Here is a 25,972-nt window from a genome sequence, read left to right as displayed (position 1 = left end):
AAATTACTCCTTGTAATAAGATAAACTCTAAAAGAAGAAATGAGACCCAAAAAGAATATAGGGAATATAAATGTAACGTAGGATAAGCATAATTAAGTAAGTAACTTGTGAAAATAAAAGTAATGACTGAAAATAACTCACCTGTGTATAGATAAGAAAGTCTTTTTTCTAGGGTGCGTTTCATGGTTTTTCTCCTTTTATAAAAACTTGCATGTTAATACGTGGATGGCTGTATCCATAACTTCGCAAAATTTGCCCAACCAAATGAATCAATTGTTACGTTTTTTAAAGAAGAAGGGTATGTTTTTCTTTTTAGAACGTGATAGTTAAATAAAATGATGTGTTCTGCTTGTAAAAACTCTTCAATCTCATACATGAGTTCATAGCGCTTTTCTTTATTTTCTTCTAATAAAAATGTATCTAGTAAACAGTTAATTTGTTTTTCGTAGTGCGGGTCCATGAACCGATTTACGAAGCAACTTTTATTTTTAAATACATTTAAGAATGCAATTTCATGATTGGCAGCAAATACTTCTCCCATGAAAATAATATCAGCATGTTTATCAATAGAGCGATTCATATAATCTGAAACGGGAAATGGGTGAAGCTCTACTTGTATACCTAAACTTGCACATCGTTCTTTTAAGAAATATGCATCATTTGCACTATCTTTAAATGCGAAGAAGTAAATATGTATCGTTTCTCCATTATATGTACTCTTTTTCAAATACTCTTTTGCCTTTTCTAAAGAGTAGGATCTTCTTGTTGCAAGGCGGCTTCTATCAGGGAAAAAGCTTGATGCAGCAATTGTCCGTCTCCCCTCTATGTTACGAAGTATCATTTCAACATCATATAGTTCTCTCCAAGCTTTTCGAAAGTAAATGTCGTGATGAGGACCAGGTTTTGTAAAGTTGAAGCTAGCATAAATACAACCTATTTCTTCTATTTGTATATCATGCCTTTCATTTTCCTCTTCGTTTGGTAGTTCATAATCAGCATCTATTTGCACATGGTCAGGAATACCCCAAAATTCAATACGGTCTAATAATGCGCGCTCTTTAAAATAATGGGTGAACGCTTCGAGTACGATATTATCTTCAGAGTAATGAGCAAGTTTGAAAGGTCCAGTACCTATATAATGATGATTTTGAATACTCGTATCACGCGGTAAAATTGCGAGCTGCATTGAACTTACATAGTGTAAGAAAAATAAATTTGGTTTTGCTAAATGGAATCGAATTTGCAGTGGTGATGGTGTTTCAATTTGAACAATTTCTTCTGTTAACCATTCGAAAGGGGATTGAACTTGCTTTAGTCTTTCAAATGAAAACTGTACATCTTTAGAAGTTAAAATTGATTCATTGTGAAAATATATATCTTTTCGTAAATAAAAGGTCCACGTAAGTCCATCTTCACTTAATTCCCATGTATGCGCAATGTGAGGCTCCATTTTTTCAGTAACATCGTTATAGACAACTAACGTATCAAAAATTTGACTCGTAAGATGACTCTCTGTAGTTACAGCCACAAAAGCCGGATCTAATGGGAATATCTTTCTCGATATAGGAATCTTTAATACGTCGTACATATCATTTGAAGGTTCGTATCCAAAATGATGATGTAGTTTATTTTCTATCTTTTTTTGAAGTGCGAGGGGGAGGGGTTCTTTTAAAAGAAGAAAGATATCTTTTAATTTTTCTTGGGCTAATAGTTCATCTGTATAGGACTCAATCGCTTCTACGAAATTATGTATAAATAGAATTTCCGTTTTATTTCCGCGGCCTCGCCCTGGAGTCCAGCTAATTAATTGCTCCTCGCTCATTTTCTTTAATAAAATCTTTACGTTTTTCGTACTGCAATATAAAACATCCGCTAATTCTTGTAAGCTATTTCGCATATGTTGTTGATCTTGTGCATGTAGTCTTAGTCTAATGTAATAGTCCATAATTTTCATATATACACTTCCTTCTATCATAAAAGGGGAAACTCTTTAGAATATTCTAACCTTTTTCTTCCTTTTTTTCAAAGTAAAATAAGTAAGCATAAGGAGGGGAAACAATGGGATTTTGGAGTATGCATCGAAATATAAAAATTAGAATTATAACATCGTTTTTAACACGTACTGTGTCTACGATGATTTTTCCATTTATGGCGATTTATTTTTCCGTAAAGTTAGGTAGTGCGATTGCTGGTGCGTTACTACTTATTAATGTCATAGCTTCATTAGTAATTGGTTTATACGGTGGATATGTTGGAGACCGGCTTGGGCGTAAAAAGGTTATGATTATCGGTCAAAGTATACAAGTCATTTCCATTGCTTGTATGGGAGTTGCGAATTCGGATTACGTTGACTCACCATGGCTAACATTTGTGTTTATGTTAGTGAATAGTTTAGGGTCTGGACTTATGAATCCTGCGACAGAGGCGATGTTAATTGATGTGAGTACACCTGAAAATCGAAAAGTGATGTACAGCATTAATTACTGGGCTATTAACTTATCCATTGCAATTGGAGCGATATTTGGTGGATTACTATTTGAAAACTATAGATTACAATTGTTTATCGTATTAACGCTTGTTGCCATTATGACTTTATATGTGATGGCTGTGTATATGGAAGAAGTGTATGTAGCACGAAAAACGATGGAGAAGAAAAATGTATTAAAAGATATGGCAGATAGTTATAAAGTCGTGATGAAAGATAAAGCATTTTTAATTTTTTGTGCAGCGAGTATATGTACATTATCGTTAGAGTTTCAAATTAATAATTATTTAGGTGTTCGCTTGCAGAAGGAATTTGAAACGGTGCACTTTTTATTCGGGAATGGTTTTACGTTTGATTTAACAGGGATTCGCATGTTGAGCTGGATTTCTGCAGAGAATACAATTTTAGTTGTGTTATGTTCAGCACTTCTTATTAAAACGCTGAAAAGCTTCAACGATTTGAAAATTTTATATGTAGGCTTATTTATTTACACGATTGGATTTGCAATACTCGGAACGAGCAATAGCTTATGGATTTTATTAATTGCAGGGCTTTTCCAAACGGTAGGCGAGATGATGTATGTGCCAGTGCGTCAATCTATTATGGCAGATATGGTGCCAAATGAGGCGAGAGGTTCATATATGGCGATTAACGGAATGGTCTTTCAAGTTGCAAAAATGAACGGGGCATTAGGTGTTATGCTAGGTTCATTTATTGCATCTTGGGGTATGAGTGCTCTGTACTTTATCGTTGGTATGAGCAGTATTTTATTATTTATGAAGGCGATAGGGAAAGAGAAGTATGAGGATGAGAGAAATGTTTCTCAAATTGGATGAAACTATATAAAAGCGAACCAGTTATACTGGGACTCGCTTTTTATATAATTTTTAAAACGGATCAACTTCAGCTAAATTTGGAGTAGTACTAGGCTGTAGTAAAAGATTTTTTAATGTGCCTACTTCAGAAAGCGCTACTAATATATAGCCACTAATCAGTACAATAAGCCCAATGATGCGTAACGTTTGTAAGCTCACTTCATTATTATTCGTTTCCGTTGGATTTGGGGGCGTTGAAGGTGGATTGTTATTCATAAATAAGGCTCCCATCTTTTTGAATTTATATATGTGCGAAATCATTATTTAACTTATGGATAGGAATCGTATAGTCATTTTCACTATATGAGAAGTGCCTATGAAAAGTGATTAGAAATTTGGGGGCAAGAAAAGAGGGGGTCTCAAAAGATTATTGAAAATGAGATTCTTTTTGTTTTTTATACAAATCAAAAGGTTAACCAAAGTAGCTAAACAGCTATTTTGGCTAACCTATAATAACTATCCCAATATACGCAACGATTCTTCAATAAACGCCGGGATGTCTTCCGGTTGTCTACTTGTTACTAGCTGATTTTGACATACGACAACCTCTTTGTCATGAAAGTTCCCGCCGGCATTTTTTAAATCGACTTCAATAGATTTATATCCAGTTACATCGCGTCCTTCAAGTGTTTGTGCAGTGATGAGTAGCTGAGGTCCGTGACAAATAGCGAAAACAGGTTTTTCCGCATCCATAAATGCTTTACTAAAGTGAACGAAACGTTCATCGGCACGAAGTATATCTGGAGAAAATCCACCCGGTATGAAGAGGGCATCAAAATTCTCTGGAGAAACATCATCAATACTTTTATCAATCACGACTTCACTTTTTCCTTGCTTACCGTGTACCGTTTTCCCTTTTTCCATTTCAATAGTTGTGAATTCATATCCTTTTTGTTTAAAAGCTTCTGCTGGCTCTGTGTATTCTGTATCCTCGAAATAATCCGTTATTAAAATAGCAATTTTTTTACTCATTCTAATCCGCTCCTTATATTATATTATCTGTTCCAGAATCTTCCTTGGGCAATGCCTTCTATAAATGATTCAATTGAAGTATTTGTTAAGTTATAAACTCCTGCTCCATCCAGTTTAATCTTACTATGGTCCAAAGCATGAGGATTACTAAGGACATGAGCTATCGGTTTAAAATGTTTAAAAGTAGTTTCTGCAAATTCTAAAACAGGGGGTTGAATGACAGACTCACTACTAAACACTAATACTGCATCAAAAAGGGAGGAGTCTGTTGTTGTATAAGTATCAGTTACTTTAATGGAATCATTGAACTGATAAATTTTATTATCTATGAGACTATAGTTAATTCGGTGTTGTACAAAAGCTTGAATCCATTCGGACAGAAGTGAGACGCTTGGGTCACCATTTAATAGAATTGCAACATTTTTGGAATCAGATTTAAAAATAGTATTGGACATACTTAGTGCAGGTGATTTTGCATCTGAATTTACTTCGTGATTTTCCTTAGGTAAAGGAGCTCCAATAATGTTAGCGACTTCTTGTGCTAATTGACGATCGACGTGGTTTAAGAGAGCAATTACATTTGCCTTCACCATGTCTGATTTACACTTCCCAACTTCAAAGCAAAAAGCTTCTTTTATGTGCTGCTTTTCAATAGGGCTCATACTATTGTAGAAAAGTTTAGCCTGAGAATAAAAGTTAAGAAAGCTTTTACTGCGACCTCTAATTTTATGCCCATCAATCTTTTCTTGATAATGTTCATATCCTCCTTGTTCGGCTTGGACGGTTGCAGGTTGATTGTTATTTAATCCATTAGGATGATAGCTTGTTTGACCGCGATGAATCTGCATTTGATGCATACCATCACGTTGATTATTATGAAAAGGACATACAGGCTGATTAATAGGAATTTGATGGAAATTAGGGCCCCCTAAACGAGATAATTGTGTATCTGTATAGGAGAATAATCTTCCTTGCAGAAGAGGGTCATTTGAAAAATCAATACCTGGTACGACATGACCAGGGTGAAAAGCTACCTGCTCTGTTTCAGCAAAGAAGTTATCAACATTTTTGTTCAGTGTCATTTTACCAACTAATTTTACGGGAACTTCTTCTTCTGGCCATAATTTCGTTGGATCTAAAATATCAAAATCAAATTTATGTTCATCTTCTTCTGGAATTAGCTGTAATCCAAGCTCCCATTCAGGATAATCCCCTTTTTCAATTGCTTCGTATAAATCTTGACGATGAAAATCAGGATTTTTCCCGGCAATCTTTTGAGCTTCATCCCATACTAATGAATGAACCCCGAGGGTAGGTTTCCAGTGAAACTTTACGAAATGGGCTTTTCCTTCTGCGTTAATGAGTCGAAATGTGTGAACTCCAAAACCTTCCATCATTCGTAAACTACGCGGAATAGCTCGGTCGCTCATTTGCCACATGACCATATGAGTGGACTCAGGATTATGCGCAACAAAGTCCCAAAATGTATCATGAGCGCTAGCTCCTTGAGGAATATCATTATGTGGTTCTGGTTTAACTGCATGGACAAAATCAGGAAATTTAATAGCATCTTGGATAAAGAATACTGGCATATTATTACCCACTAAATCATAGTTTCCTTCATCTGTATAAAATTTTGTGGCGAATCCGCGTACATCTCTTACTGTGTCGTTGGATCCTTTAGAACCTTGAACGGTTGAGAACCGTACAAATACAGGTGTTTTCTTTGAAGGATTAGTAAGAAAATCTGCTTTCGTATATGTTTCTAAAGATTCATAAAGCTGAAAATAACCATGAGCGCCAACCCCGCGTGCATGAACAATCCTTTCGGGAATTCGTTCGTGATCAAAATGGGTCATTTTCTCGCGAAAGTGGAAATCCTCCATTAAGGTTGGGCCTCTTAAGCCCATCTTTAAAGAAAATTCATCTTCAGCTATTTTTACCCCTTGATTTGTTGTTAAAGCATGTTTGCATTGATTGTCAGTAACGTGATGCTTCAATTGTTCCATTTTTTTATTCACAATATAGGCCCCTCCTTTACTCTGTTAATTAATAGATACCCTTTTTATTAGGTCGTAAACATGTATTATCGTTTTTGTATGTAAAAATCATAAAATATCGGTTGTTTCAGTGATTCTTGTTTGAGGAAGCAAAATAAAAACGCCAAGGATAATTTATTTTCTCCTTGGCGTTTAAGATATTTCTTTTCGTTAAAACGAAGAAACGCGTTGCTTCGTTTTTGGTACAATAATAAATTTGATCCAGAGTAACCCGACAATCATAATGATAAGGCTATGTAAAAATTGACCTGTAGCAATGAGTATAACACTCGAAAATACAATGAGTTGAATACTTAGCAATATAAAGATTAAGCTAAGAAATTGCTTCATTCTTTCTGCAGTATCAATCGGATATAATGTTGCAATAATATTTCCCGAAAAATATTTCCACAGTGAACGGAGCTGCATAGAAATCATATATAGAACGATGTAAGCGATAGCGCCTTTTACGTATATATTTGGTATAAAATATAATGCGAAGGCACCAATTAATCCTAAGCGAATATATATACCGAAATAATCATTCCCACGTAAAAATGCGAGTGTATGTAAATAGAAGAAAGTTGCTTGTTTTTTATGTAATAAAGGTTCAATCCAATTTGTAAGCCATTTTCTTTTATTTACTTGTTTATTCAGTTGCGGAACATCGGTAAAAATGCTAGCAAATTGATAAAAACGAACGTTCATTTTTTCTTCTTGCTCGATTATGTAATCCCACGGTATTCGTTTTGTAGGCTGTTTTTTCGTGTATAGAAGTAGGAAAGCAAGTAGTAAGAGTAGTCCGCCCAATATGAGAACATTTGCGGAATAAAACAGCATGTAAATGATTAGGGCGTTACAAGTAATACGGATGATCAGCCATATATTTTTTTCATGACTATCGCGCCACATCCAATGTATGTACATGTTCCAAGCTTTCGTAACCATTAAAACGATAAAGATTGTACATAAGAAAGGAACCGTTAATTGCAATGATTGCAGTGCAAGTGGTACGAGAATAAGGAACGTAAATAATAATGGGAAAAGCTGAATGATGTAATTATATAGAAGAGATTTTTTGAAATAAGATGTTAATTTCTCTTCTAGTGCTAGTAAATAGACAGCGTCAGGTTTCTGAATAAATGTACGGATAGGGCATCTCGTTATAATGAACGTAAGTACAATCGTTATAATTATTAAAGATATTCCTTTAGAAGGAGATGCTTTTAGAAACTGAGCATAATAATATGCACCAACGCATGAAATAAAGATAAAGCTATATAGTAAACCGTTAATCATACGTGCAAAGTATGTAATGATATTTTGAATATGTTGTTGGAAGCGACTGCTCCATAGCGATTCGATTGACATGTTTTTCACCTCTTTGTTCTATTATATATGTTTTGCAAAAGAAAAAACGAGCAAATTGCGTTATGCAACTTGCCCGTTTTTCTTTTCGTTATTTTTTTTCTGATCACGATTCATTAATGGATAGAAAGCAAATCCAATTACGAATAAACCAATTCCGAGAAGGAACGTTTTTATATCGGATGCGCCGGTTTTAATAACCCATAGTGCGTAGCAAAGTGCGATAACTGCGACTATGCCATCTGTAATTCTTGCCCGCATTTCATTTTTATATGTTTCACCAGTTGCGACTAGTTTTAACTGGAAGATTGGTGAAACGAGATATGGAATGAGGTAGGCCAGTGTCGATACGGTAATAACGAATGTATAAGCTTCCGCAATGGTTCCTGATAATGTTGAGAATAGGAATACTTGCGACATAATGTTTGTTAATCGTAATGAGTAAATTGGACTTCCTTTTTTATTTGTTTTCGTGAAGAAGGAAGGGAAGAAACCTTCTTTTGCTGCTTGATAAGGTACTTCTGAGCTTAATAAAATCCAGCCTAAGATAGAACCGAACAGGGAAGTAAGAGCAAGTAATGCCATCAGTTTCCCGCCGCCATAACCCATTGCAGCATTTAGTGCATCTGCTAATGGACGTTCAGAAGCTTGTAATTTATCAACGTGAAGTACACCCATTGTTAAAATTGTGATTCCTAAGTAAATTGCAACTGTAATAAGTAATCCCGCAACTGTTGCACGTTTTACCGTTTTTGGAGAAACAGCACGGTTTGATAAAAGAACGGCTGACTCAATTCCGATAAACGCCCAAAGCGTTGTAAGAGCAGCTAAATTTACTTGTGAAAGAAGACCGTGTGATGCACCTGATTTATCAATCATCGGTGTGTACCATTGTCCAAACTTAGAAGCTTCGAATGCAAATAACGTAACGACGATGAATAAAAGGAATCCAGTTACTTTCGTTGTTGTTGCTAAGAAGTTTAGTTTTCCAGCTCCGCTTACACCGTTCGTTAATATAATATGAGTTCCCCAAAGTAAGATGGAACAAATCGTAAATGTAATTAGTTTTCCGACTTCTACGTTAAACGAGCCGATTGAAAATAGTAGTCGCGTATCTTTCATAATTGGGAAGAAGAGTGATAAATATCCCGCAAATGATGTAATGATGGCAACGTTACTTGCCCAGTTTGCAACCCAATATCCCCATACCATACTGAATCCAGCCATTTTTTTCTTTTTTGGTGTTGAGAATAAAGCATATGCATGACTTTGTGGTCCTGTCGTTAAATCAGGACGACGAATTGCTAAATTACCGAAAACAAGAGCTAGCATTAAAACACCAAACCCTGTAGTTAACCAAGCTAAAGTGACACCGAGTGGGCTTGCTGTTTGTGCCAACGTACTTGGCACCATGAAAATACCAGCGCCAACCATGTTACCGACAACGAAAGCTGTTAGTACCCAAAAGCCCCATTTTTTTTGTTGCATAGAAAATACCTCCAAAGTTAGTATAACCAAGTCAAGCGAGGAGATATGTATGTCTTCCTGAGTCAGGAAGAGAAGTCCCAAACAAAACAAAAAAAGCACGTAATTTGCCGCTACATGCTTTCTATCTTATAAGAAACCCACGACATACCTCTCGATAGCTCTCCACAAACGAAACGTTTGTGACAGTTCTGCACTTATTAAATGCAGACCCAGCAAGCGTGCATGGTGGACACGACTTACTTCGGCAAACATTCCTTTCTCATTCCTTCATCAATGCCACTACATCTCCTGAAATGATACTCTTAATGATTGCAACCTCTACCTCACCGAGATACGAATGAGGATTTAAATATTAAATTAACGTCTTTAAGAGTAACAAATGAATTTTTATACGTCAATGGATATAGTAATAATCAGATTATAGAGAAGAGTTTGTGATTAAAAGTAAGAGGGATTGTTATGTGATATTTGAATTTTCGTAATATAATACATGTTATTAGCGCTAGATGATTGAAAAGGGGATGAAGTAAATGTCTGTATGTCATAAACATTCAGTAATAGGTGTGCTAGATTCGGGTGTTGGGGGATTAACAGTTGCGAGCGAAATTATAAGACAATTGCCTAAAGAAAGCATTTATTATATTGGTGATAATAAGCGTTGTCCGTATGGGCCAAGAAGTGTAGAGGAGGTGCAATCTTTCGTATTTGAAATGGTTGAGTTCCTCAAACAGTTTCCATTAAAAGCGCTAGTCGTAGCATGTAATACTGCTGCAGCTGCTGCATTGAATGCGCTGCAAGAAGCACTTTCCATTCCAGTTATTGGCGTTATACATCCAGGAGCAAGAGCGGCAATTAAAGTTACAAAGAAAGGGGAAATCGGGGTAATTGGAACTGTAGGTACGATAAAATCTAATATGTATGAAAAAGCATTACACGAGCTGGATACATATTTGGAAGTGCATAGCTATGCTTGCCCGACTTTAGCCACAGTTGTAGAAAATCAATTAGAAGATACAGCATATGTCACGCAGCAAGTGAAACAAGCTTTACTTCCATTAACGAAAGAAGATATAGATACGTTAATTCTTGGATGTACGCATTATCCACTTTTAGAGTCCTATATAAAAAAGGAACTAGGAGAAGACATAACGATTATTAGTTCGGCAGAAGAAACAGCGATAGAGTTAAGTACCATTTTACAGCACAAAGGAATTTTGTCTGACAATCTGAATCCGAAGCATCGCTTTTTTACAACGGGATCTGTTTTATCATTTGAACATATCGCTGAGCGATGGCTAGGGTATCAAATTTCTGTAGAATGTGTACATTTGCCTATGAAAAATGCGTGTATACATAATTAAGATTTAGTAAATTACTTTTTTTAATAAATGAGGTTCGTTTCATAAGAAGGAAAGAATAAGCTTTTAATTGAAGTGTTTAAGGGCAGTTCAATTAAAGGGGAGATTGGATTATGGAATTATTAAGATCTCAATTATTTGCTTTAGAGTATATTTCAAAATATGCAGAGAACGAAAAACGTGGGGCTAAAGCAACGATTAATCATATACTTAAAATGTCTAATATTACAGATGAAATATTTGAAGAAGCTGTCGCTAATTTAAAATCTCATGCAAGGATTGCTTTACACTTTCATCCAGACAGACTAGATTCGAATATGAAAAGTGTTGCTGAAGCACTGTTTGAGCAAGGAGTATATAAAAGTCAGTTTGAAACATTGCTATCTAATGGAAGCGTATCTGCTTATCCTGGTGGTGAACGTGACCTTTGGGAAAAGAGAATATTTGGAGGAGCATATCAATTAGAAGGCGTAACGAATGATCAACGGCCAAAATATGGAGCGCTAAATTTAATGTTACATCCAGATGGGCCGGCTCCGCGTTTTGGATCCTGTTATTTTCTCTTATCTCCAAAAGTTTCTTCGCGCTCTACATATACGTATTTAGATTCGCATCAAGATCCGAAAGAAAAGGGGACTTATGAGGAGTTTGATATGATTTTAGCTGCTCTTTTGGAAGAGACATTCGTAAGAGATTTTGCAATTGGTGAAGGAAATTTGACGCCAACAATATTAATTAATCATTTACTAGCTAACCTGAAAAGGCCGTTTATAGATTTAGTAAGCAAAGAGCCAGCCCGTAATCTTAATCATTATATTGAAGCGCAGATTCATGGAGAGATTTCTCTTAAAGAAGACGTGGAGGCGCTTGTTGCAGATCCTTCATTTAAGGGTACGGATGTAGGAAAAGTTTTAGAAGAAATTTGCCTGAAGTATGCGATTGATTTGTATTGGCACATCGGTTTTGTACTTGCGGTAGACGAAGTTCCGATGGATTTTAGAGGTTCAAAAATGCCATCTTTAGCAAGACGCATTGCACGGAATCATTGCATCGATGCAAATATAATTGGCTCTGCTGTAGTGGATTTGAAACGCAATCCATTATCTTGGAGTGATCGTGGAACTTATGAAGAAGTGCTTCAGGAATTAAAATTATTATGGCATGTTTTAGTTCGATTTGGAAAACCAAATCGGAAGTAGAACGAAATACTCCGTTTTTCGGAAGTATTTATATAGAAAAGAAGCTGATCTAAAAATAGATCAGCTTCTTTTTATAAGATTAAACTAAGTTTAATACAGTTACTTTTTCACGTGTCATAGACTCAAGGCTCTTACGAATACCTTGTGCGCCCATACCTGAACCTTTTACACCGATGAATGGGAAGTGGTCAGGGCCGCGCTCTGTGCGTCCGTTAATTTGTACAGAACCAGTTTCGATTTTGTTAGCAATTGCAAATGCTTTGTTAATGTCTTTAGTGAAGACACTTGCTTGCAGACCGAACTCTGATTTGTTAGCAATTTCAATTGCTTGTTCATCTGAAGAAACACGAATGATTGGAAGGATTGGGCCGAATGGCTCTTCCCAAGCAACTTTCATCTCTTCTGTTACGTGATCGATTAATGTTGGGTAAATTAAGTTGCGCTCACGTTTGTTACCGATAACGATTGTAGCACCTTTTTCTACAGCGTCGTCAACTAAACCTTGAACGAAGTCAGCAGACTTGTCGTCAATTAATGGAACGATTGTGCTATCTTGTTCTGGAGATCCAACTGATAGTTCAGCTACTTGTGCTTTTAATAAGCTAACAAGCTCGTCCGCTACGTTTTCGTGTACAAGTACACGTTTAATAGCTGTACAACGTTGACCAGAGTAAGAGAATGCACCGCTTACGATATGGTTTGCAGCATCTTGTAAATCAGCATCTTCACGAACGATACCAGGGTCTTTACCACCAAGTTCTAATACAAGTGGAATCATTGAAGCTTTTTTCGCTAAATGTTTACCTGTGTTTGTACCACCTGTGAACGATACCATATTGATGCCTTCGTGTTCTACTAAGTAGTCACCAATTACAGAACCGCGTCCTGTCGCTACGTTTACAAGTCCTTTTGGAAGGCCAGCTTTATGAAGTGCTTCAACCATTTTAATACCACTAATTGCACCTTGAGTTGCTGGTTTGAAAATAACAGCGTTACCCATAATTAATGCTGGTGCAAGTTTTGCAGCAGATAAGTTTACTGGGTAGTTAAATGGTGCGATTGCTAATACAACACCAAGTGGTGCGCGTTGGATAATCGCAAGTTTAGATTTCGTTCCGCCAGGGAAGCTATCGCCCATCATGCTTTCTCCGTGCATATGTAAAGCTTCTTCGATCGTGTAACGAATGAAGTCAGCTGTACGAACAACTTCTTTCTTCGCATCTTTATATCCTTTACCGACTTCTTTCATAATGATATCGGCAATTTCATCCTGCATATTTACGAGCTCATCAGCCCATTTATATAAGTATTTTGCGCGATCTTGTAGGGAAGCTTCAGCCCATGATTTTTGAGCTTCTTTTGCAGATGCAATTGCTTCATCCACTTCTCCGCGAGTAATTGCTTGTACTTGTCCAATTACTTCGTGTAAGTATGGAGATGGAATTTCGATTGTTTCTCCTGAAGAGCTTTCTCTCCATTCTCCGTTTAAATAAAATTTGTACGTATTGCTAGTTGTCATGATTAGTCCTCCTAAAATAGCAACTTGTAAGAGTGAGTATAAGGTGATTGTAGGGGGTTTGATAACATTTTTCAAATGAAATGTTTGTGAAAACGATTTCTTATTCCTTTTTTATTTTGTATGCCCTTTCTTACAGAACATTCTCTTATTTCAAAATGGTGTATCGTATATTTTTATTTGAAGTGTGAAAAAACAATTGACAGAATACTCAATAAAGTTGTAAGATTATAAATGGAAAATAAATGAAGGGGGTGTGCGTAATGATTGTAATCGTAAATGTAATGGGCTTAGCTCTGTTAAATGGCAGAAAACATTCATATCATTACGCAACCCGTACGGATATATAGGGCATCTTTGTCTTATAAAAAGCGTACGTTGCGTATATCGTAACGTACGCTTTTTATGCATTCCTGTGCATATCGTCAAGCGGCGGTATGCTTTTTTTTGTTTATTTTCCCTTGTTTGTTTCCGATAAAAAACTTTGGAAGGTGGAAAAATGTGATGAGATTGTATGGGTTACGAAATGTAAATGTGATGGGTCTGGATAGTGGATAAAGAAATGAGAGGGAAACGAGAACGAGAAGGGAGAGGTTACATTGTTATCAGTATTACTAAAGTTAAAATGGTTTTTTAAAGAGCACTGGAAGAGATATAGTATTGCCATTGGAGCTCTTTTAATTGTAAATATAGTTGAAGTTATTCCCCCGAAAGTGTTAGGGGTTACGATAGATAATATAAAAACAGGAACGTTATCGAACGAAGCAATTATGCAATCTATTCTTATTTTAATAGGGGTTACAATCGTTGGGTATGGTCTTACTTTCGTATGGCAACATCAATTGTTTGGAGGTGCATTTGTACTTGAGAAAACGATGCGCTCTAAATTTATGGGGCATTTACTTAAGATGACGCCGACTTTTTATCAAAAAAATCGTACTGGTGATTTAATGGCGAGAGCGACAAATGATTTGAAAGCAATCGCTATGACAGCTGGTTTTGGTATATTAACGCTCGTGGATTCGAGTTTATATATGCTTACGATTGTCTTTATGATGGGATTTACAATTAGTTGGGAGCTTACATTTGCAGCGCTTATTCCGCTTCCAATTATGGCGTATGCGATGAATATATATGGAAAGAAATTGCATGAAAGATTTACCGTTGCGCAAGATGCGTTTGGTGATATGAACGATAAAGTGCTTGAATCAATCGCTGGTGTGCGTGTTATTCGTGCATACGTACAAGAGAATGCAGACAAGGAAAGATTTCATCACTTAGGAGATGACGTCTACGAAAAAAATATGAAAGTAGCGAGAATTGACGCATTATTCCAACCAACTGTGAAAATGCTTGTTGGCCTTAGTTATTTAATCGGTTTAGTGTACGGGGCATATCTTGTATTTCAATCAAAGGTAACACTTGGTGAACTTGTTTCATTTAACGTGTATTTAGGGATGATGATTTGGCCGATGTTTGCAATTGGTGAATTAATTAATGTTATGCAAAGAGGAAATGCTTCGCTTGACCGTGTGAATGAAACGTTAGCGTATGAACCAGATGTAAAGGATCCGAAACATCCAAAGCTTGTGCAAGAGCCGGATTATATTCAGTTTGATGACGTTACCTTTTCATATCCTTCATCAACTGAAACAAATTTAAAAAAGGTTTCGTTTACCTTAAAACAAGGGGAGACGCTTGGGGTTGTCGGAAAAACAGGAAGCGGGAAAACGACGCTTGTACGTCAGCTTCTTCGTCAATATCCACTTGGAGATGGAGATATTGCAGTTTCTGATGTGACATTAGATAAAATGACGAATGAAAATGTACTCGGCTGGATTGGTTATGTACCGCAGGAGCATATTTTGTTCTCAAAAACAGCGCGAGAAAATATTTTATTCGGAAATAGGGAAGCGACTGAAGAAGAACTAGAGAAAGCAATTGAAATTGCTGCGTTTAAAAAGGATTTAGAGTTTTTACCAGAAGGGTTAGAAACGCTCGTTGGAGAGAAAGGTGTTTCTTTATCAGGAGGGCAAAAACAAAGGATCTCGATTGCAAGAGCTGTTATTCAAAATCCAGAAATTTTAATTTTGGACGATTCTTTATCAGCTGTAGATGCTCGTACGGAAGCAGCGATCATTGAAAATATAAGAACGGAAAGAAGCGGAAAGACGACGATTATTACGACGCATCGTTTATCAGCAGTGCAACATGCGGATTGGATTCTCGTTATGGATGAAGGCGCAGTTATAGAAGAAGGTACGCATGCTCAGCTTATCCAAAAGGGAGGCTGGTATGCTGAACAGTTTGAAAGACAACAAGGTGAAAGTGAAAGTGAAAGTGAAAGTGCGGATAGTGGGGTGAAAATATGAGCGTTTCAAAACGATTGTTTCAATACGCGATGAAAGTGAAAGGGACGATTTTTGCTGCGATGTTAATGTTATTTATTTTCGTCATCGCAGAGCTTGCTGGTCCTTTCGTCGCTAAAACGATGATTGACGATCATATCGTCGGGATAGAGAAACCTTGGTATGAAACAGAACAGAGTGAAGATGCTGTTTCATATAATGGGGCTTTTTATAAGCGAAGTGATCGCTTTGAACAAGGCGAGAAAAAAGGGAAAGAAGTACGCGTGATGCAAGTCGGTTTTCAATATTATTTTGTACCGAATAAAGTAAATATAGAAGGATCACGTACTGTAAAAGGGGATATGATTACCGTTCAAAATGGTAAGGCGGTGCAAGTTTATAAAGCGAAAGCATTAACAAAGGAAGAAGTATTTGCATTTTATAAGCCAGAAATAAACCGTCTATTATTACTTGGTAGTGGCTATTTTGCTTTATTAGTAGTCGTATCATTATTTGCATACGGAAAGCAGTTCTTCTTGCAAAAGGCAGCGAACAAAATTATTCAAATTATGAGGGAAGATGTTTTTTCTCATATTCAAACGTTGCCAATTCGGTACTTTGATCATTTACCGGCGGGGAAAATTGTTTCGCGTGTGACGAATGATACAGAGGCCATTCGTGATTTATATGTAACGGTGCTGGCAACATTCGTTTCTAGTATCATCTATATTATTGGGATATTTGCTGCGCTATTTTTATTAGATGTGAAGCTCGCTTCATTATGTTTATTAATTATCCCAATTTTAATTGTTTGGGCGATTCTTTATAGAAAATACGCGTCTGTATACAATCATAAAATGCGCTCTCGTTTATCTGATATTAACGGAACAGTAAATGAATCCATTCAAGGGATGCCAATTATTCAAGCGTTCCGTCAAGAGCGTGAAACGAAAAAAGAGTTTGAAGAATTAAATGGCGATTATTTTAAGTATCAAAATAAAATTTTGAATTTAAATGCAGCAACTTCTCATAATTTAGTATCCGTATTAAGAAATATCGCTTTCACAGGAGTGATTTGGTATTTCGGCGGTGCGTCATTAAGTGCTACAGGTATTATTTCACTTGGGGTACTGTATGCATTCGTCGATTATTTAACACGATTGTTCTCACCGATTACAAATATGGTGAACCAGCTTGCAAACTTAGAGCAAGCGCGCGTTGCATCAGAACGTGTCTTTGAATTGTTAGAGGAAAAAGGGGAAGCGGTAGAAGAAGAACGTATGCCTCGTTTAAAAGGAAATGTGAAATTTGATAATGTCTCATTTTCTTATAATGGAAAAGATGAAGTGTTAAAAAATATTTCTTTTGAAGCGAAACAAGGGGAGACCGTGGCACTTGTCGGTCATACTGGATCAGGAAAAAGTTCTATTATGAACGTACTCTTTCAGTTTTACGAGTTTGAAAAAGGAAAGCTTACGATTGATGGTCATGATGTAAAAGAGATGCCGAAACAAGCAACTCGTGAACATATGGGAATTGTACTGCAAGATCCGTTTTTATTTAGCGGAACAGTAGCATCTAATGTAAGTTTAGAAAATGAAAAAATTTCAAAAGAGCACATCGTAAAAGCATTGCGTGATGTTGGTGCTGAAAGATTTGCGAACAATATAAATGAAGAAATTACAGAAAAGGGAAGTACGCTTTCCACTGGAGAACGTCAGCTTATATCGTTTGCTAGGGCGCTCGCTTTTGACCCAGCCATTTTAATTTTAGATGAAGCGACATCTAGTATCGATACAGAAACAGAGGCGATGATTCAACAAGCACTAGAAGTTGTAAAAAAAGGAAGAACGACATTTATTATCGCTCACCGCCTTTCAACAATTAAAAGCGCAGATCAAATTATTGTGCTTGATAGAGGAACCATTTTAGAAAAAGGGTCTCATGATGAGCTAATGAAAAAGCGCGGGCGTTATTATGATATGTACAAAACGCAAATGGAAGGGAACCAGAGCGCTTAATAGGTATGGGAGAGAACTTGTGATTTTCACAAGTTCTTTTTTTAGTGAATCAGGGCAGTTAAATAAGAAGTATTATTTTACCTTTCCTACAATTAATGCTATATTAAAAAATGTTACTTATCTTTTGTATGTAGCGTTATTTTTCCCTTTTGTTTGATTATGAAGAAAAAGGATAAACTAAATAAGAACATTTTCATTGAAAAATTGTTCAAGATTGCATACAATCAATATAGTTTTTAAATTCCTATCAGAATACTTGGAGGATTACTATCATGAAGAAATTATTTTCAGTGCTTGCAGTAACTACATTAGCGATCGGGATTGTAGCCGGCTGCGGTAAAGAAGAGAAAAAAGATACAGCTAGTCAAGACGCGTTACAAAAGATTAAACAAAGCGGTGAACTTGTAATTGGTACAGAAGGTACATATCCACCATTTACGTTCCACGATTCAAGCAATAAATTAACTGGATTTGACGTTGAATTAGCAGAAGAAGTTGCAAAACGTTTAGGTGTAAAACCTGTATTTAAAGAAACACAATGGGATAGCTTACTTGCTGGCCTTGATGCAAAACGTTTCGATATGGTTGCAAACGAAGTTGGTATTCGTGAAGATCGTCAAAAGAAATACGATTTCTCTAAGCCATACGTTTCATCTTCAGCGGCATTAGTTATTGCAAAAGATAAAGATAAGCCTGCTACATTTGCTGATGTAAAAGGATTAAAAGGAGCACAATCTTTAACGAGTAACTATGCAGATATCGCTAAGAAAAATGGTGCGGAAATTATTGGTGTAGAAGGATTTAGCCAAGCGGCAGAATTATTAGCTTCAGGACGCGTTGATTTTACAATTAATGATAAGTTATCAGTATTAAATTATTTAGAAACGAAAAAAGATGCAAAAATTAAAATTGTAGATACTGAAAAAGAAGCTTCAGAAAGTGGATTCTTATTCCGTAAAGGTAGCGATAAGCTTGTACAAGAAGTAGATAAAGCGTTAGAAGATATGAAAAAAGACGGTACGTATGACAAAATAACGAAAAAATGGTTCGGTGAAAATGTATCTAAGTAGTGCATTGGTTTCAGATCGATTGTCTACTTGGATAGATATTATGCAGACTTCCTTCATGCCTATGCTGAAGGAAGCTGTTTTTACAACAATTCCATTAACGCTTATTACATTTATTATCGGGATTATACTGGCAACGTTAACAGCGCTCGCACGTATTTCTGGTAGTCGTATTTTACAATGGATTGCTCGTATCTATGTATCTATCATTCGCGGAACGCCACTTCTTGTACAATTATTTATTATTTTCTATGGTCTTCCAACTCTTAATATTGAAGTTGAGCCATATACAGCAGCAGTTGTTGGATTTTCATTAAATGTCGGTGCATATGCATCTGAAATTATTCGTGCTTCTATCCTTTCCATTCCGAAAGGGCAGTGGGAAGCAGCTTATACAATTGGGATGACATATCCACAAGCATTAAAACGTGTTATTTTACCACAAGCAACGCGCGTATCAATCCCGCCGCTTTCGAATACATTTATTAGCTTAGTGAAAGATACTTCGTTAGCATCGTTAATTTTAGTAACAGAAATGTTCCGAAAAGCGCAGGAAATTGCGGCGATGAACTACGAGTTTTTAATTGTTTATTTTGAAGCAGGTCTTATTTATTGGGTTATTTGTTTCTTATTATCAATCGTACAACAGATGTTAGAAAAGCGTTCAGAACGCTACACATTAAAATAATCCTTTTACAAAAGGAGTTTTTGTTTTTATGATTTCAATTCAGCACTTACAAAAAAGTTTCGGAGATAATACCGTACTAAAGCATATAGATTTAACAGTTGAGAAGGGGGAGGTTGTTGTTATTATTGGTCCGTCTGGATCTGGTAAAACGACATTCTTACGTTGTCTCAATGTATTAGAAACGCCAAACGCTGGTAATATTCGTATCGGTAATAAAGAGCTTAACTTCTCTCAAAAAGTAACGAAGAAAGATATTGTTAATCTTCGTACGCAAACAGGTATGGTATTCCAGCACCATAATTTATTCCCGCATTTAACAGCACTTCAAAATGTAATGGAAGGGCTCGTTACAGTGAAAAAGATGGGGAAAGAAGAAGCAAAGAAAAAAGCACACTATTTCCTTGAAAAAGTTGGTTTAGCAGATAAAGTGGATTTATATCCGTTCCAATTATCAGGCGGACAGCAACAGCGCGTTGGAATTGCGCGCGCGCTTGCGATGGAGCCGAAAGTGTTACTATTTGATGAGCCGACGTCAGCGCTTGATCCTGAACTCGTTCAAGAAGTTCTGAAAGTAATGAAAGAACTTGCTAAAGAAGGCATGACAATGGTTATTGTAACGCACGAAATGCGTTTTGCACATCAAATTGCGAACCGTGTTATTTTCATGGATGGTGGTGTCGTTGTCGAACAAGGTAAACCAGAAGAAGTATTTACAAATCCAAAAGAAGAACGTACGAAGAAGTTTTTACAAATGTTGCAATAAATTAAGGAAGGTCTCAAGGCATATGCCTTGAGACCTTTTTGCCATATATATTTATTTGTGGAATCCGCCAAGGCTTTGCTCAGCCATTGCAACTAGACGTTTTGTGATTTCTCCACCAACTGAACCGTTAGCGCGAGCCGTAGAATCTGCTCCTAATTGTACACCAAATTCTTGAGCGATTTCGTACTTCATTTGATCGATTGCAGCTGTTGCACCTGGTACTACTAATTGATTTGAAGAATTTTGGTTTGCCATAGGAATATATCCTCCTTAGAGTTATAAAAGTTTTTTTGGTTGGACTAGCTGGAGTTGAACCAGATTATCGCCCCGATTGGCGCTAATCCATCGGTAATTAAGTTTGTACTCATAGTATGGATGTTACCTAGAAAGATATACAAAATAATAATTTGTAAATTTTGTCAAAAAAACTTATTGATTTCGTAAATTATGAAATAAGAGTAATCGTTGTATTTTTAAGAAAACAGGCCAAACTAAGGAGGATATTAAATATAATTTTCTCATTGTAGCCTGCTACTTGTAGGCTAATTATTAGCTTCTTATATAGGATTCATTGAAATAAAAATGAGATCGGTAGCAACTTTATAGTTCTATTTTTAAGTAGAGATGGAGTGACCGCGGATAGGTGGTGCTCTCTTCACTCTAAAAAAGAGAGGCTTTAAACGATAACGTATGGAGGAATCATGATGGGAATTTGCCCGCTTTGCAACGCATTAGAATCACAAACATATTCTTGTCAAAATTGCCAAAGTATACTCCAAGATTATGGGAAGTCTGTAGATTATATAGACGATTATAGTGCCTATATGGATCAAGAATTATTAAGTGCAGTAGATGGTTTAACGCATAATAATTCAAATGAATATTGCAATCATATTTTTTATTGCGGAGTATGTAATGTGGAAACTGAGGTTGTAGTAAAACTTGTGTAAATAGAAAACTTCCACCTTATTATCTAGGTGGAAGTTTTTGTTTTTGCATTTGTGAGTGAATCATAGGAGAAGGGATACATTCGGTGTTTGATGAATTCCCGGATTTTATTTGGGACATTTTTTCTTTTGTATCACGTAAAGAATGTTCAGTTAAGTAGATGGCATATTCGTAAAATAACTGGCGTGTCAGTTCACTTTGTTCTTTTAATTTGGCATCTTGGAATACAGTTCGCCCAGGTTTAGAGTTGGCTTCAAATAACCACGGATTTTCCTTTGTGTCTAAACCGATATCAAAACCAATCTCACCGATGTTTCCAGTTACTTGCTCGTCGAGTGCATAACTTATTTGCAGAGCTGTTTGTTTTAATTTATTTTCAATTTGAACTTGCTTCGTTGAATCTGGAAAAAGCTCTTGTAGCAATTTTGTATTACCGCCGCTATTTACGTGCGTTGTTAAACTGCCTTTGCCGGCGATTTTGGCGACGATTGCACTAACTATCCAATTACCGAAATGATTTTTATTTGTATGAATGCGGAAATCAACAGGTTGACCATCAAAGCGAAGTAACGAAATACCTTGCTGTACGATAAACTTTTTTAAATCATGCCCTTTTAATACGTGGTTTAGAAGAGTTTCTAATGATTGATACTTTCTCAGTTTGTTTTCTTCATTTTCGCGATAACGACAGTAGTAGCAATTTTCTGTTTGAGAATAAAATATTTGATGAATATTTCTACCAAAGCTCCCGTGTATTGGTTTCATGTACACTGATTTATATGTGCCAAGAAACCGTTCTACTTGTTCGAAATGCTGAAATGCTTCTGTATTTGGTAATAAGGGTTTAATTGATTCGTCTTTCATAAGATGTTGATGAACTTCCCATTTATTGAAAAACCCTGGGTTAAACCATGGAATGGAGTAGTCTTGTTCTAATTTTCTTTTTGCTCTGACAATTGGTTTGTAATTTTCCGCTTGTCGATTCGGTAGTCGATCGTAAATGACGTTTGGTAAAGGAACCTTTTTCTTTATCCATTGTTTCTCTCGAAAGAAATATCCTTCAATTGTTTCTTCTTCCCAGTTTATATGTTGAACGCCAAAGACGAATACGAACGGTCGTAATGAGAATGGTGGTGTTAACAACTCACTGAGAGCAATTGAACGATTTCCTAAAGGATTAGAAGAATCATCGTTAAAGCCAGTTGTAAAAATGCCGATTAATGGTCCGAAAATAATTGTTTGGTTTTGTGTGAATGCATGAATAGTAGTTGATTGAGGCAGTAAAAGTTTTTCGGCAATATGCTTTCCGATAATAATTTCGCGAGTAAAGGAATAATGAATTTTTACTTCTTCACTTGCTATATGACGTATGCCGAAGGAGAGGGATGTAATAGGTGGTGTAATAGAAAAAACGTAAGGTAAAGTAATGCTATTTGGATGTTCATCTGAAATATTTAATGTATATATATGTTCTTTCAAAATAGGTTTACCTCCTTTCATTATGGTGTAAAGCGACTGAATTTAAGTGGTCCGTGAAATATCTTTTCAGCTAATGAATCACTATGACGAATGTATTGTTCGTAAGGAGGGATCGTGTTGACATACATAAGCCAGATTGCACCTTTTTGATCCATAATTGTGGAAAGTTCTAGTTCAAATAACGAAGAATAAGACTGATCTAGTGTTTGGAATACTTCATTTATAATGTCGTGTAAAGCGTCGTGCAATAGTTGCACACCTGTACTAGATAGTACGTATTTAATTTTTGAAAATGAATGCAATGAATCATCGTCCGTTGTTGAGGGTAAAAGCTGATTAGGAAATGAGCTTTTTTGTATAAATTGACCGATAACATTCCAAGTTTGTTCTTTGTTTTTTTGCAAAATGGTTCGAATGTGCAGTGGATATGTTAATTGATTTGGTGGTTGTAGCATAATGTGCGCTATGTAACGTGATGAACGTATGTTAGATTTACACCAAGATATAAATTCGTCTGTGCGTTTGATTGGAATAGAAGTATGGTATTTTTCATTTACTGTATCGATCTGAAACGTTTTATTTTTGTAAGCGACTCGATATAAGTTATCTTTAGAATGTATATTAGTGGGGCGTATAATAATATCTTTAGTTTTTAACAACAGTTTGAAAATGTTTTGTATCGTCGCAATTTCAAATTTTGGTATATAAGGAGACAGTTTTTTATTAGTGAGAAATAAATCATGTAGTTCACTTGAATTAATAAGTGTGTTATTTAAAAAGGTAGTGGAAGGACGATTGTGCAAAGAGTGAATAATTGATTTTACTTTTTCAAAGTCTGTTTCCTCTTGAAAAGAATAACGATCATATATATAAGAAGGAATAGGGAATGTTTGCTTTTTCCATTTTCCTGTATCTGTATCGTAAATAAGACCAGAAACAAGGTCTGTTTTAGGATCAATACAAAATGGCGTAAACTGGGCAACGACATTATGATAAAGCCGAGCGCGTTTAGCGATTTCGGTGTAATACGTTTGCTCATAATGAAGTTTAGAAGTTAAAAGGCCGAGAACCAACGAAATCACTCCTTTACTACTATTTGCATAATAGGCGAAGCTATATATTGCAAATACGTTTTTATACCATTATACTTTTGTCCGTATGATGATATGCTATAGTTTTGGAGAAGTGAAAGGTTGATTGTAATGAATATATGGTTAAATATGTTAACGACGACAGGACTCGGAGCAATTATTGGAGGATATACGAATCATTTAGCGATAAAAATGTTATTTCGTCCTCATCGTCCTATTTATATCGGAAAGTTTCAAGTTCCATTTACACCAGGGTTAATTCCGAAGCGGCGTGATGAACTTGCTGTTCAATTAGGAAAAATGGTTGTAGAACATTTGTTAACACCAGAAGGAATCGGAAAAAAGCTAACAAATGAAGAGTTTCAAAAAGGTTTAATTCACTGGGCGCAAGTGGAAGTGGATAAAGTAATTACGAATGAACAATCACTGCGATATATGTTAGAAAAATGGAATGTAGCACATGTAGAAGAAGAAGCAACTCGAAAAATCGAACATGTGATTACAGAAAAAATGCATGCATTTTTAGCAGAGTATTATACATATACATGGGAACAGGCTTTACCTCATTCTGTACATGAAAAGATAGAGAATGCGATTCCGAATGCCTCGGCGTTTATTTTAGAGCGAGGAATTAGCTTTTTTGAAAGTGAAGAAGGGAAAGCGCGTCTTTCAAAAATGATTGATGATTTCTTTGCTTCTCGTGGAACGCTACTTAACTTAGTTGGGATGTTTTTAGGAAATGTGAGTCTAGTGGATCGTGTGCAGCCAGAAGTTATTAAGTTTTTAGGGCAAGATGCTACAAAGCAGCTTTTAACTGACGTACTGCAAAAAGAGTGGGAAAAGTTAAAAGGAAGAGATGTAAAAGAATTAGAAGCATTTGTAGAGAAAGAAATGATTGTAAGCTCCGTGCTGTCAGCAGTTAAAGTAGAGGAAACAGTGAGTAAGTTTTTAAATCAATCGGTTCAGCAAGTATGTGAACCAGTTCGAGAAACAATTATTGAAAAAGTGGTTCCAAGTGCAGTAACGAAAGGCTTAAAGTGGGGAACAGAAAACGTAGAGAGTATACTAAACAATCTACACCTTGCGGAAATTGTCCAGCAAGAAGTGTCTACATTCTCAACAGAAAGATTAGAAGACTTAGTTCTGTCTATTACGAAAAACGAATTAAAAATGATTACGTATTTAGGAGCGTTATTAGGCGGAATAATCGGGCTCGTACAAGGATTGTTACTATTGTTTCTTAGATAATAAGGTGAGTACATAGAAATAAAAGTGAAATTTCTTCACATCTCTTGCATAGTTTGATATGGTAAGAAGAGGTGCGTATGTAAATGCACTGAAAAGGCAGTGCGTATGAAAAGCGCTAGCCTTCTAAAGGAGGAAAAATAAAATGACAAAGAACATTCATGATGTTGCATATGAATTACAAAAAGCAATCGCTGAAAACGATGACTTCAAAACTTTAAAAGAGAGCTACGCAGCAGTTCAAGCTGACACAGCTTCAAAGAACTTATTCGATGAGTTCCGTACAATGCAACTTAGCCTACAACAAAAAATGATGCAAGGCCAAGAAATCACTGAAGAAGACAACCAACAAGCACAAGAAGTTGTAGCTCGCATTCAACAAGATGCTAAAATTACAAAATTAATGGAAACTGAGCAACGCCTAAACGTTGTAATCGGTGACGTTAACAAAATTATCATGAAGCCACTTGAAGAATTATATAGCGCGCAACAACAAGCATAATAGTGTAAGACGCTCCTAGTTTAGGAGCGTCTTTTTTGTTTAGGGAATTTAATAGTTATATCACAAAAGCTCCCTTTCAAAATAGCCATTTCTTATTGATTATTTTGAAAGGGATATGTAACACATCGGTTAATTTTTTTTATTGCTGTTAATTGAAGTTTTAATATTTTTTTCTTTCAAAAACTTTTCAATCTCTTTTTGTTTCCTCCCATTTATTTTCTCAAGGCGTTTCGTAAAAGAAAAATTCGCCTTGAATAAGTTACCATCTTGGGCGAGTTTGTCCAACTCTTGATCTAGTTCTACTGAAAGTGCTGTAGACGATGAAATAAATTCATATATTTCTTTTGAAGGCTTTTTGTAATCATCAGGGATTGTATTGTTACTAATAAAATTATGGAAGTTTGCATCATTTTGCTTCGCTAACTCTATTAGTTTTTGTAATTTTTCTCGGTCAGATTCAGTGAAATTCTTATCAGAATTTGTTGAAGCGAGAGGAATTATATTTTCAGCTAACTCCCAA

Annotated in this window: 22 protein-coding genes, 1 pseudogene and 1 riboswitch; of the genes and pseudogenes, 11 read left to right on the top strand and 12 right to left on the bottom strand. The window is 36.0% G+C overall.

The window, feature by feature from the left end; genetic code table 11:
• A pseudogene (locus tag ACQGS6_RS08565) lies at positions 1-184 on the bottom strand (general stress protein); the annotation flags it as partial.
• 30 nt (positions 185-214) lie between these two features.
• Positions 215-1,975 (bottom strand): SgrR family transcriptional regulator, encoded by a 1,761-nt coding sequence (locus ACQGS6_RS08560; RefSeq protein ID WP_142238179.1) that lies wholly within the window; start codon positions 1,973-1,975, stop codon positions 215-217.
• Between the two features lie 83 nt (positions 1,976-2,058).
• On the opposite strand from ACQGS6_RS08560, the gene ACQGS6_RS08555 reads away from it, so the two are divergent.
• The gene (locus tag ACQGS6_RS08555; protein ID WP_426965030.1) at positions 2,059-3,321 is read left to right on the top strand and encodes an MDR family MFS transporter; all 1,263 of its coding nucleotides are present in this window, start codon (positions 2,059-2,061) and stop codon (positions 3,319-3,321) included.
• A gap of 51 nt (positions 3,322-3,372) precedes the next feature.
• On the opposite strand, the gene ACQGS6_RS08550 is transcribed toward ACQGS6_RS08555, so the two are convergent.
• The 5 genes from ACQGS6_RS08550 to ACQGS6_RS08530 all read right to left on the bottom strand — a co-directional run bounded on the left by ACQGS6_RS08550 (position 3,373) and on the right by ACQGS6_RS08530 (position 9,227).
• Positions 3,373-3,576, bottom strand: coding sequence for a hypothetical protein (locus tag ACQGS6_RS08550; RefSeq protein WP_001063862.1), 204 nt, complete (start codon positions 3,574-3,576; stop codon positions 3,373-3,375).
• A gap of 240 nt (positions 3,577-3,816) precedes the next feature.
• Entirely contained in the window at positions 3,817-4,332 is a 516-nt protein-coding gene (locus ACQGS6_RS08545) for a type 1 glutamine amidotransferase domain-containing protein (protein ID WP_074625336.1), read from the bottom strand.
• 23 nt (positions 4,333-4,355) lie between these two features.
• Positions 4,356-6,353: a catalase gene (locus tag ACQGS6_RS08540; protein ID WP_142238180.1), complete on the bottom strand. Its 1,998-nt coding sequence runs from the start codon at positions 6,351-6,353 to the stop codon at positions 4,356-4,358.
• A 189-nt stretch (positions 6,354-6,542) separates the two neighbouring features.
• Positions 6,543-7,742 (bottom strand): ABC transporter permease, encoded by a 1,200-nt coding sequence (locus ACQGS6_RS08535; protein WP_426965029.1) that lies wholly within the window; start codon positions 7,740-7,742, stop codon positions 6,543-6,545.
• A gap of 60 nt (positions 7,743-7,802) precedes the next feature.
• Positions 7,803-9,227, bottom strand: a complete 1,425-nt coding sequence (locus ACQGS6_RS08530; RefSeq protein ID WP_426965028.1) for an amino acid permease — start codon at positions 9,225-9,227, stop codon at positions 7,803-7,805.
• Between the two features lie 147 nt (positions 9,228-9,374).
• Positions 9,375-9,556: riboswitch (Lysine riboswitch) on the bottom strand.
• 201 nt (positions 9,557-9,757) lie between these two features.
• Here ACQGS6_RS08530 and racE point away from each other — a divergent pair.
• Positions 9,758-10,588: a glutamate racemase gene (racE, locus tag ACQGS6_RS08525; protein WP_000109669.1), complete on the top strand. Its 831-nt coding sequence runs from the start codon at positions 9,758-9,760 to the stop codon at positions 10,586-10,588.
• Positions 10,589-10,698: 110 nt separating this feature from the next.
• Positions 10,699-11,784, top strand: a complete 1,086-nt coding sequence (locus ACQGS6_RS08520; protein WP_000422022.1) for a DUF3626 domain-containing protein — start codon at positions 10,699-10,701, stop codon at positions 11,782-11,784.
• A gap of 79 nt (positions 11,785-11,863) precedes the next feature.
• Here ACQGS6_RS08520 and gapN read toward each other — a convergent pair whose 3' ends face one another.
• Complete coding sequence (gene gapN, locus ACQGS6_RS08515) at positions 11,864-13,303, bottom strand: NADP-dependent glyceraldehyde-3-phosphate dehydrogenase (protein ID WP_000213634.1); 1,440 nt, start codon at positions 13,301-13,303, stop codon at positions 11,864-11,866.
• Between the two features lie 596 nt (positions 13,304-13,899).
• Between gapN and ACQGS6_RS08510 the strand changes: the two genes are divergently transcribed.
• The 5 genes from ACQGS6_RS08510 to ACQGS6_RS08490 all read left to right on the top strand — a co-directional run bounded on the left by ACQGS6_RS08510 (position 13,900) and on the right by ACQGS6_RS08490 (position 20,187).
• Positions 13,900-15,672, top strand: a complete 1,773-nt coding sequence (locus ACQGS6_RS08510) for an ABC transporter ATP-binding protein (protein ID WP_426965027.1) — start codon at positions 13,900-13,902, stop codon at positions 15,670-15,672.
• Positions 15,669-17,669, top strand: coding sequence for an ABC transporter ATP-binding protein (locus tag ACQGS6_RS08505; protein ID WP_426965026.1), 2,001 nt, complete (start codon positions 15,669-15,671; stop codon positions 17,667-17,669). The genes ACQGS6_RS08510 and ACQGS6_RS08505 overlap by 4 nt, the downstream gene beginning before the upstream one ends.
• A gap of 272 nt (positions 17,670-17,941) precedes the next feature.
• The gene (locus ACQGS6_RS08500; RefSeq protein WP_000732843.1) at positions 17,942-18,739 is read left to right on the top strand and encodes an amino acid ABC transporter substrate-binding protein; all 798 of its coding nucleotides are present in this window, start codon (positions 17,942-17,944) and stop codon (positions 18,737-18,739) included.
• Positions 18,726-19,424, top strand: coding sequence for an amino acid ABC transporter permease (locus ACQGS6_RS08495; RefSeq protein ID WP_000281499.1), 699 nt, complete (start codon positions 18,726-18,728; stop codon positions 19,422-19,424). The genes ACQGS6_RS08500 and ACQGS6_RS08495 overlap by 14 nt, the downstream gene beginning before the upstream one ends.
• Positions 19,425-19,452: 28 nt before the next feature.
• A complete protein-coding gene (locus tag ACQGS6_RS08490; protein ID WP_426965025.1) occupies positions 19,453-20,187 on the top strand; it encodes an amino acid ABC transporter ATP-binding protein in 735 nt (244 codons plus the stop codon).
• A gap of 51 nt (positions 20,188-20,238) precedes the next feature.
• Here ACQGS6_RS08490 and sasP read toward each other — a convergent pair whose 3' ends face one another.
• Positions 20,239-20,442, bottom strand: a complete 204-nt coding sequence (gene sasP, locus ACQGS6_RS08485; protein WP_000013338.1) for a small acid-soluble spore protein, SasP family — start codon at positions 20,440-20,442, stop codon at positions 20,239-20,241.
• 449 nt (positions 20,443-20,891) lie between these two features.
• Between sasP and ACQGS6_RS08480 the strand changes: the two genes are divergently transcribed.
• Positions 20,892-21,137 carry a hypothetical protein gene (locus ACQGS6_RS08480; RefSeq protein ID WP_000510474.1) on the top strand — a complete coding sequence of 82 codons (246 nt, stop codon included), beginning with the start codon at positions 20,892-20,894 and terminating at the stop codon, positions 21,135-21,137.
• 19 nt (positions 21,138-21,156) lie between these two features.
• On the opposite strand, the gene ACQGS6_RS08475 is transcribed toward ACQGS6_RS08480, so the two are convergent.
• Entirely contained in the window at positions 21,157-22,614 is a 1,458-nt protein-coding gene (locus ACQGS6_RS08475) for a YheC/YheD family protein (RefSeq protein ID WP_326318686.1), read from the bottom strand.
• 20 nt (positions 22,615-22,634) lie between these two features.
• A complete protein-coding gene (locus ACQGS6_RS08470; protein WP_000242812.1) occupies positions 22,635-23,687 on the bottom strand; it encodes a YheC/YheD family protein in 1,053 nt (350 codons plus the stop codon).
• Between the two features lie 129 nt (positions 23,688-23,816).
• Here ACQGS6_RS08470 and ACQGS6_RS08465 point away from each other — a divergent pair, with 129 nt between their 5' ends.
• Both ACQGS6_RS08465 and ACQGS6_RS08460 read left to right on the top strand, forming a co-directional pair.
• The gene (locus ACQGS6_RS08465) at positions 23,817-24,953 is read left to right on the top strand and encodes a DUF445 domain-containing protein (protein ID WP_426965024.1); all 1,137 of its coding nucleotides are present in this window, start codon (positions 23,817-23,819) and stop codon (positions 24,951-24,953) included.
• A 142-nt stretch (positions 24,954-25,095) separates the two neighbouring features.
• Positions 25,096-25,452 (top strand): YlbF/YmcA family competence regulator, encoded by a 357-nt coding sequence (locus ACQGS6_RS08460; protein ID WP_000164610.1) that lies wholly within the window; start codon positions 25,096-25,098, stop codon positions 25,450-25,452.
• Between the two features lie 129 nt (positions 25,453-25,581).
• Here the strand turns inward: ACQGS6_RS08460 and ACQGS6_RS08455 are convergent.
• Positions 25,582-25,972 (bottom strand): NDxxF motif lipoprotein (locus ACQGS6_RS08455; RefSeq protein WP_426965023.1); only part of this gene is annotated, 391 nt, incomplete at its 5' end.

It is taken from the genome of Bacillus sp. GMs2/2 (assembly GCF_050172095.1).
Classification (GTDB): domain Bacteria; phylum Bacillota; class Bacilli; order Bacillales; family Bacillaceae_G; genus Bacillus_A; species Bacillus_A cereus.
Note: the sequence above shows the minus strand (reverse complement) of the source record. Positions and strands in the feature narration are given on the sequence as shown.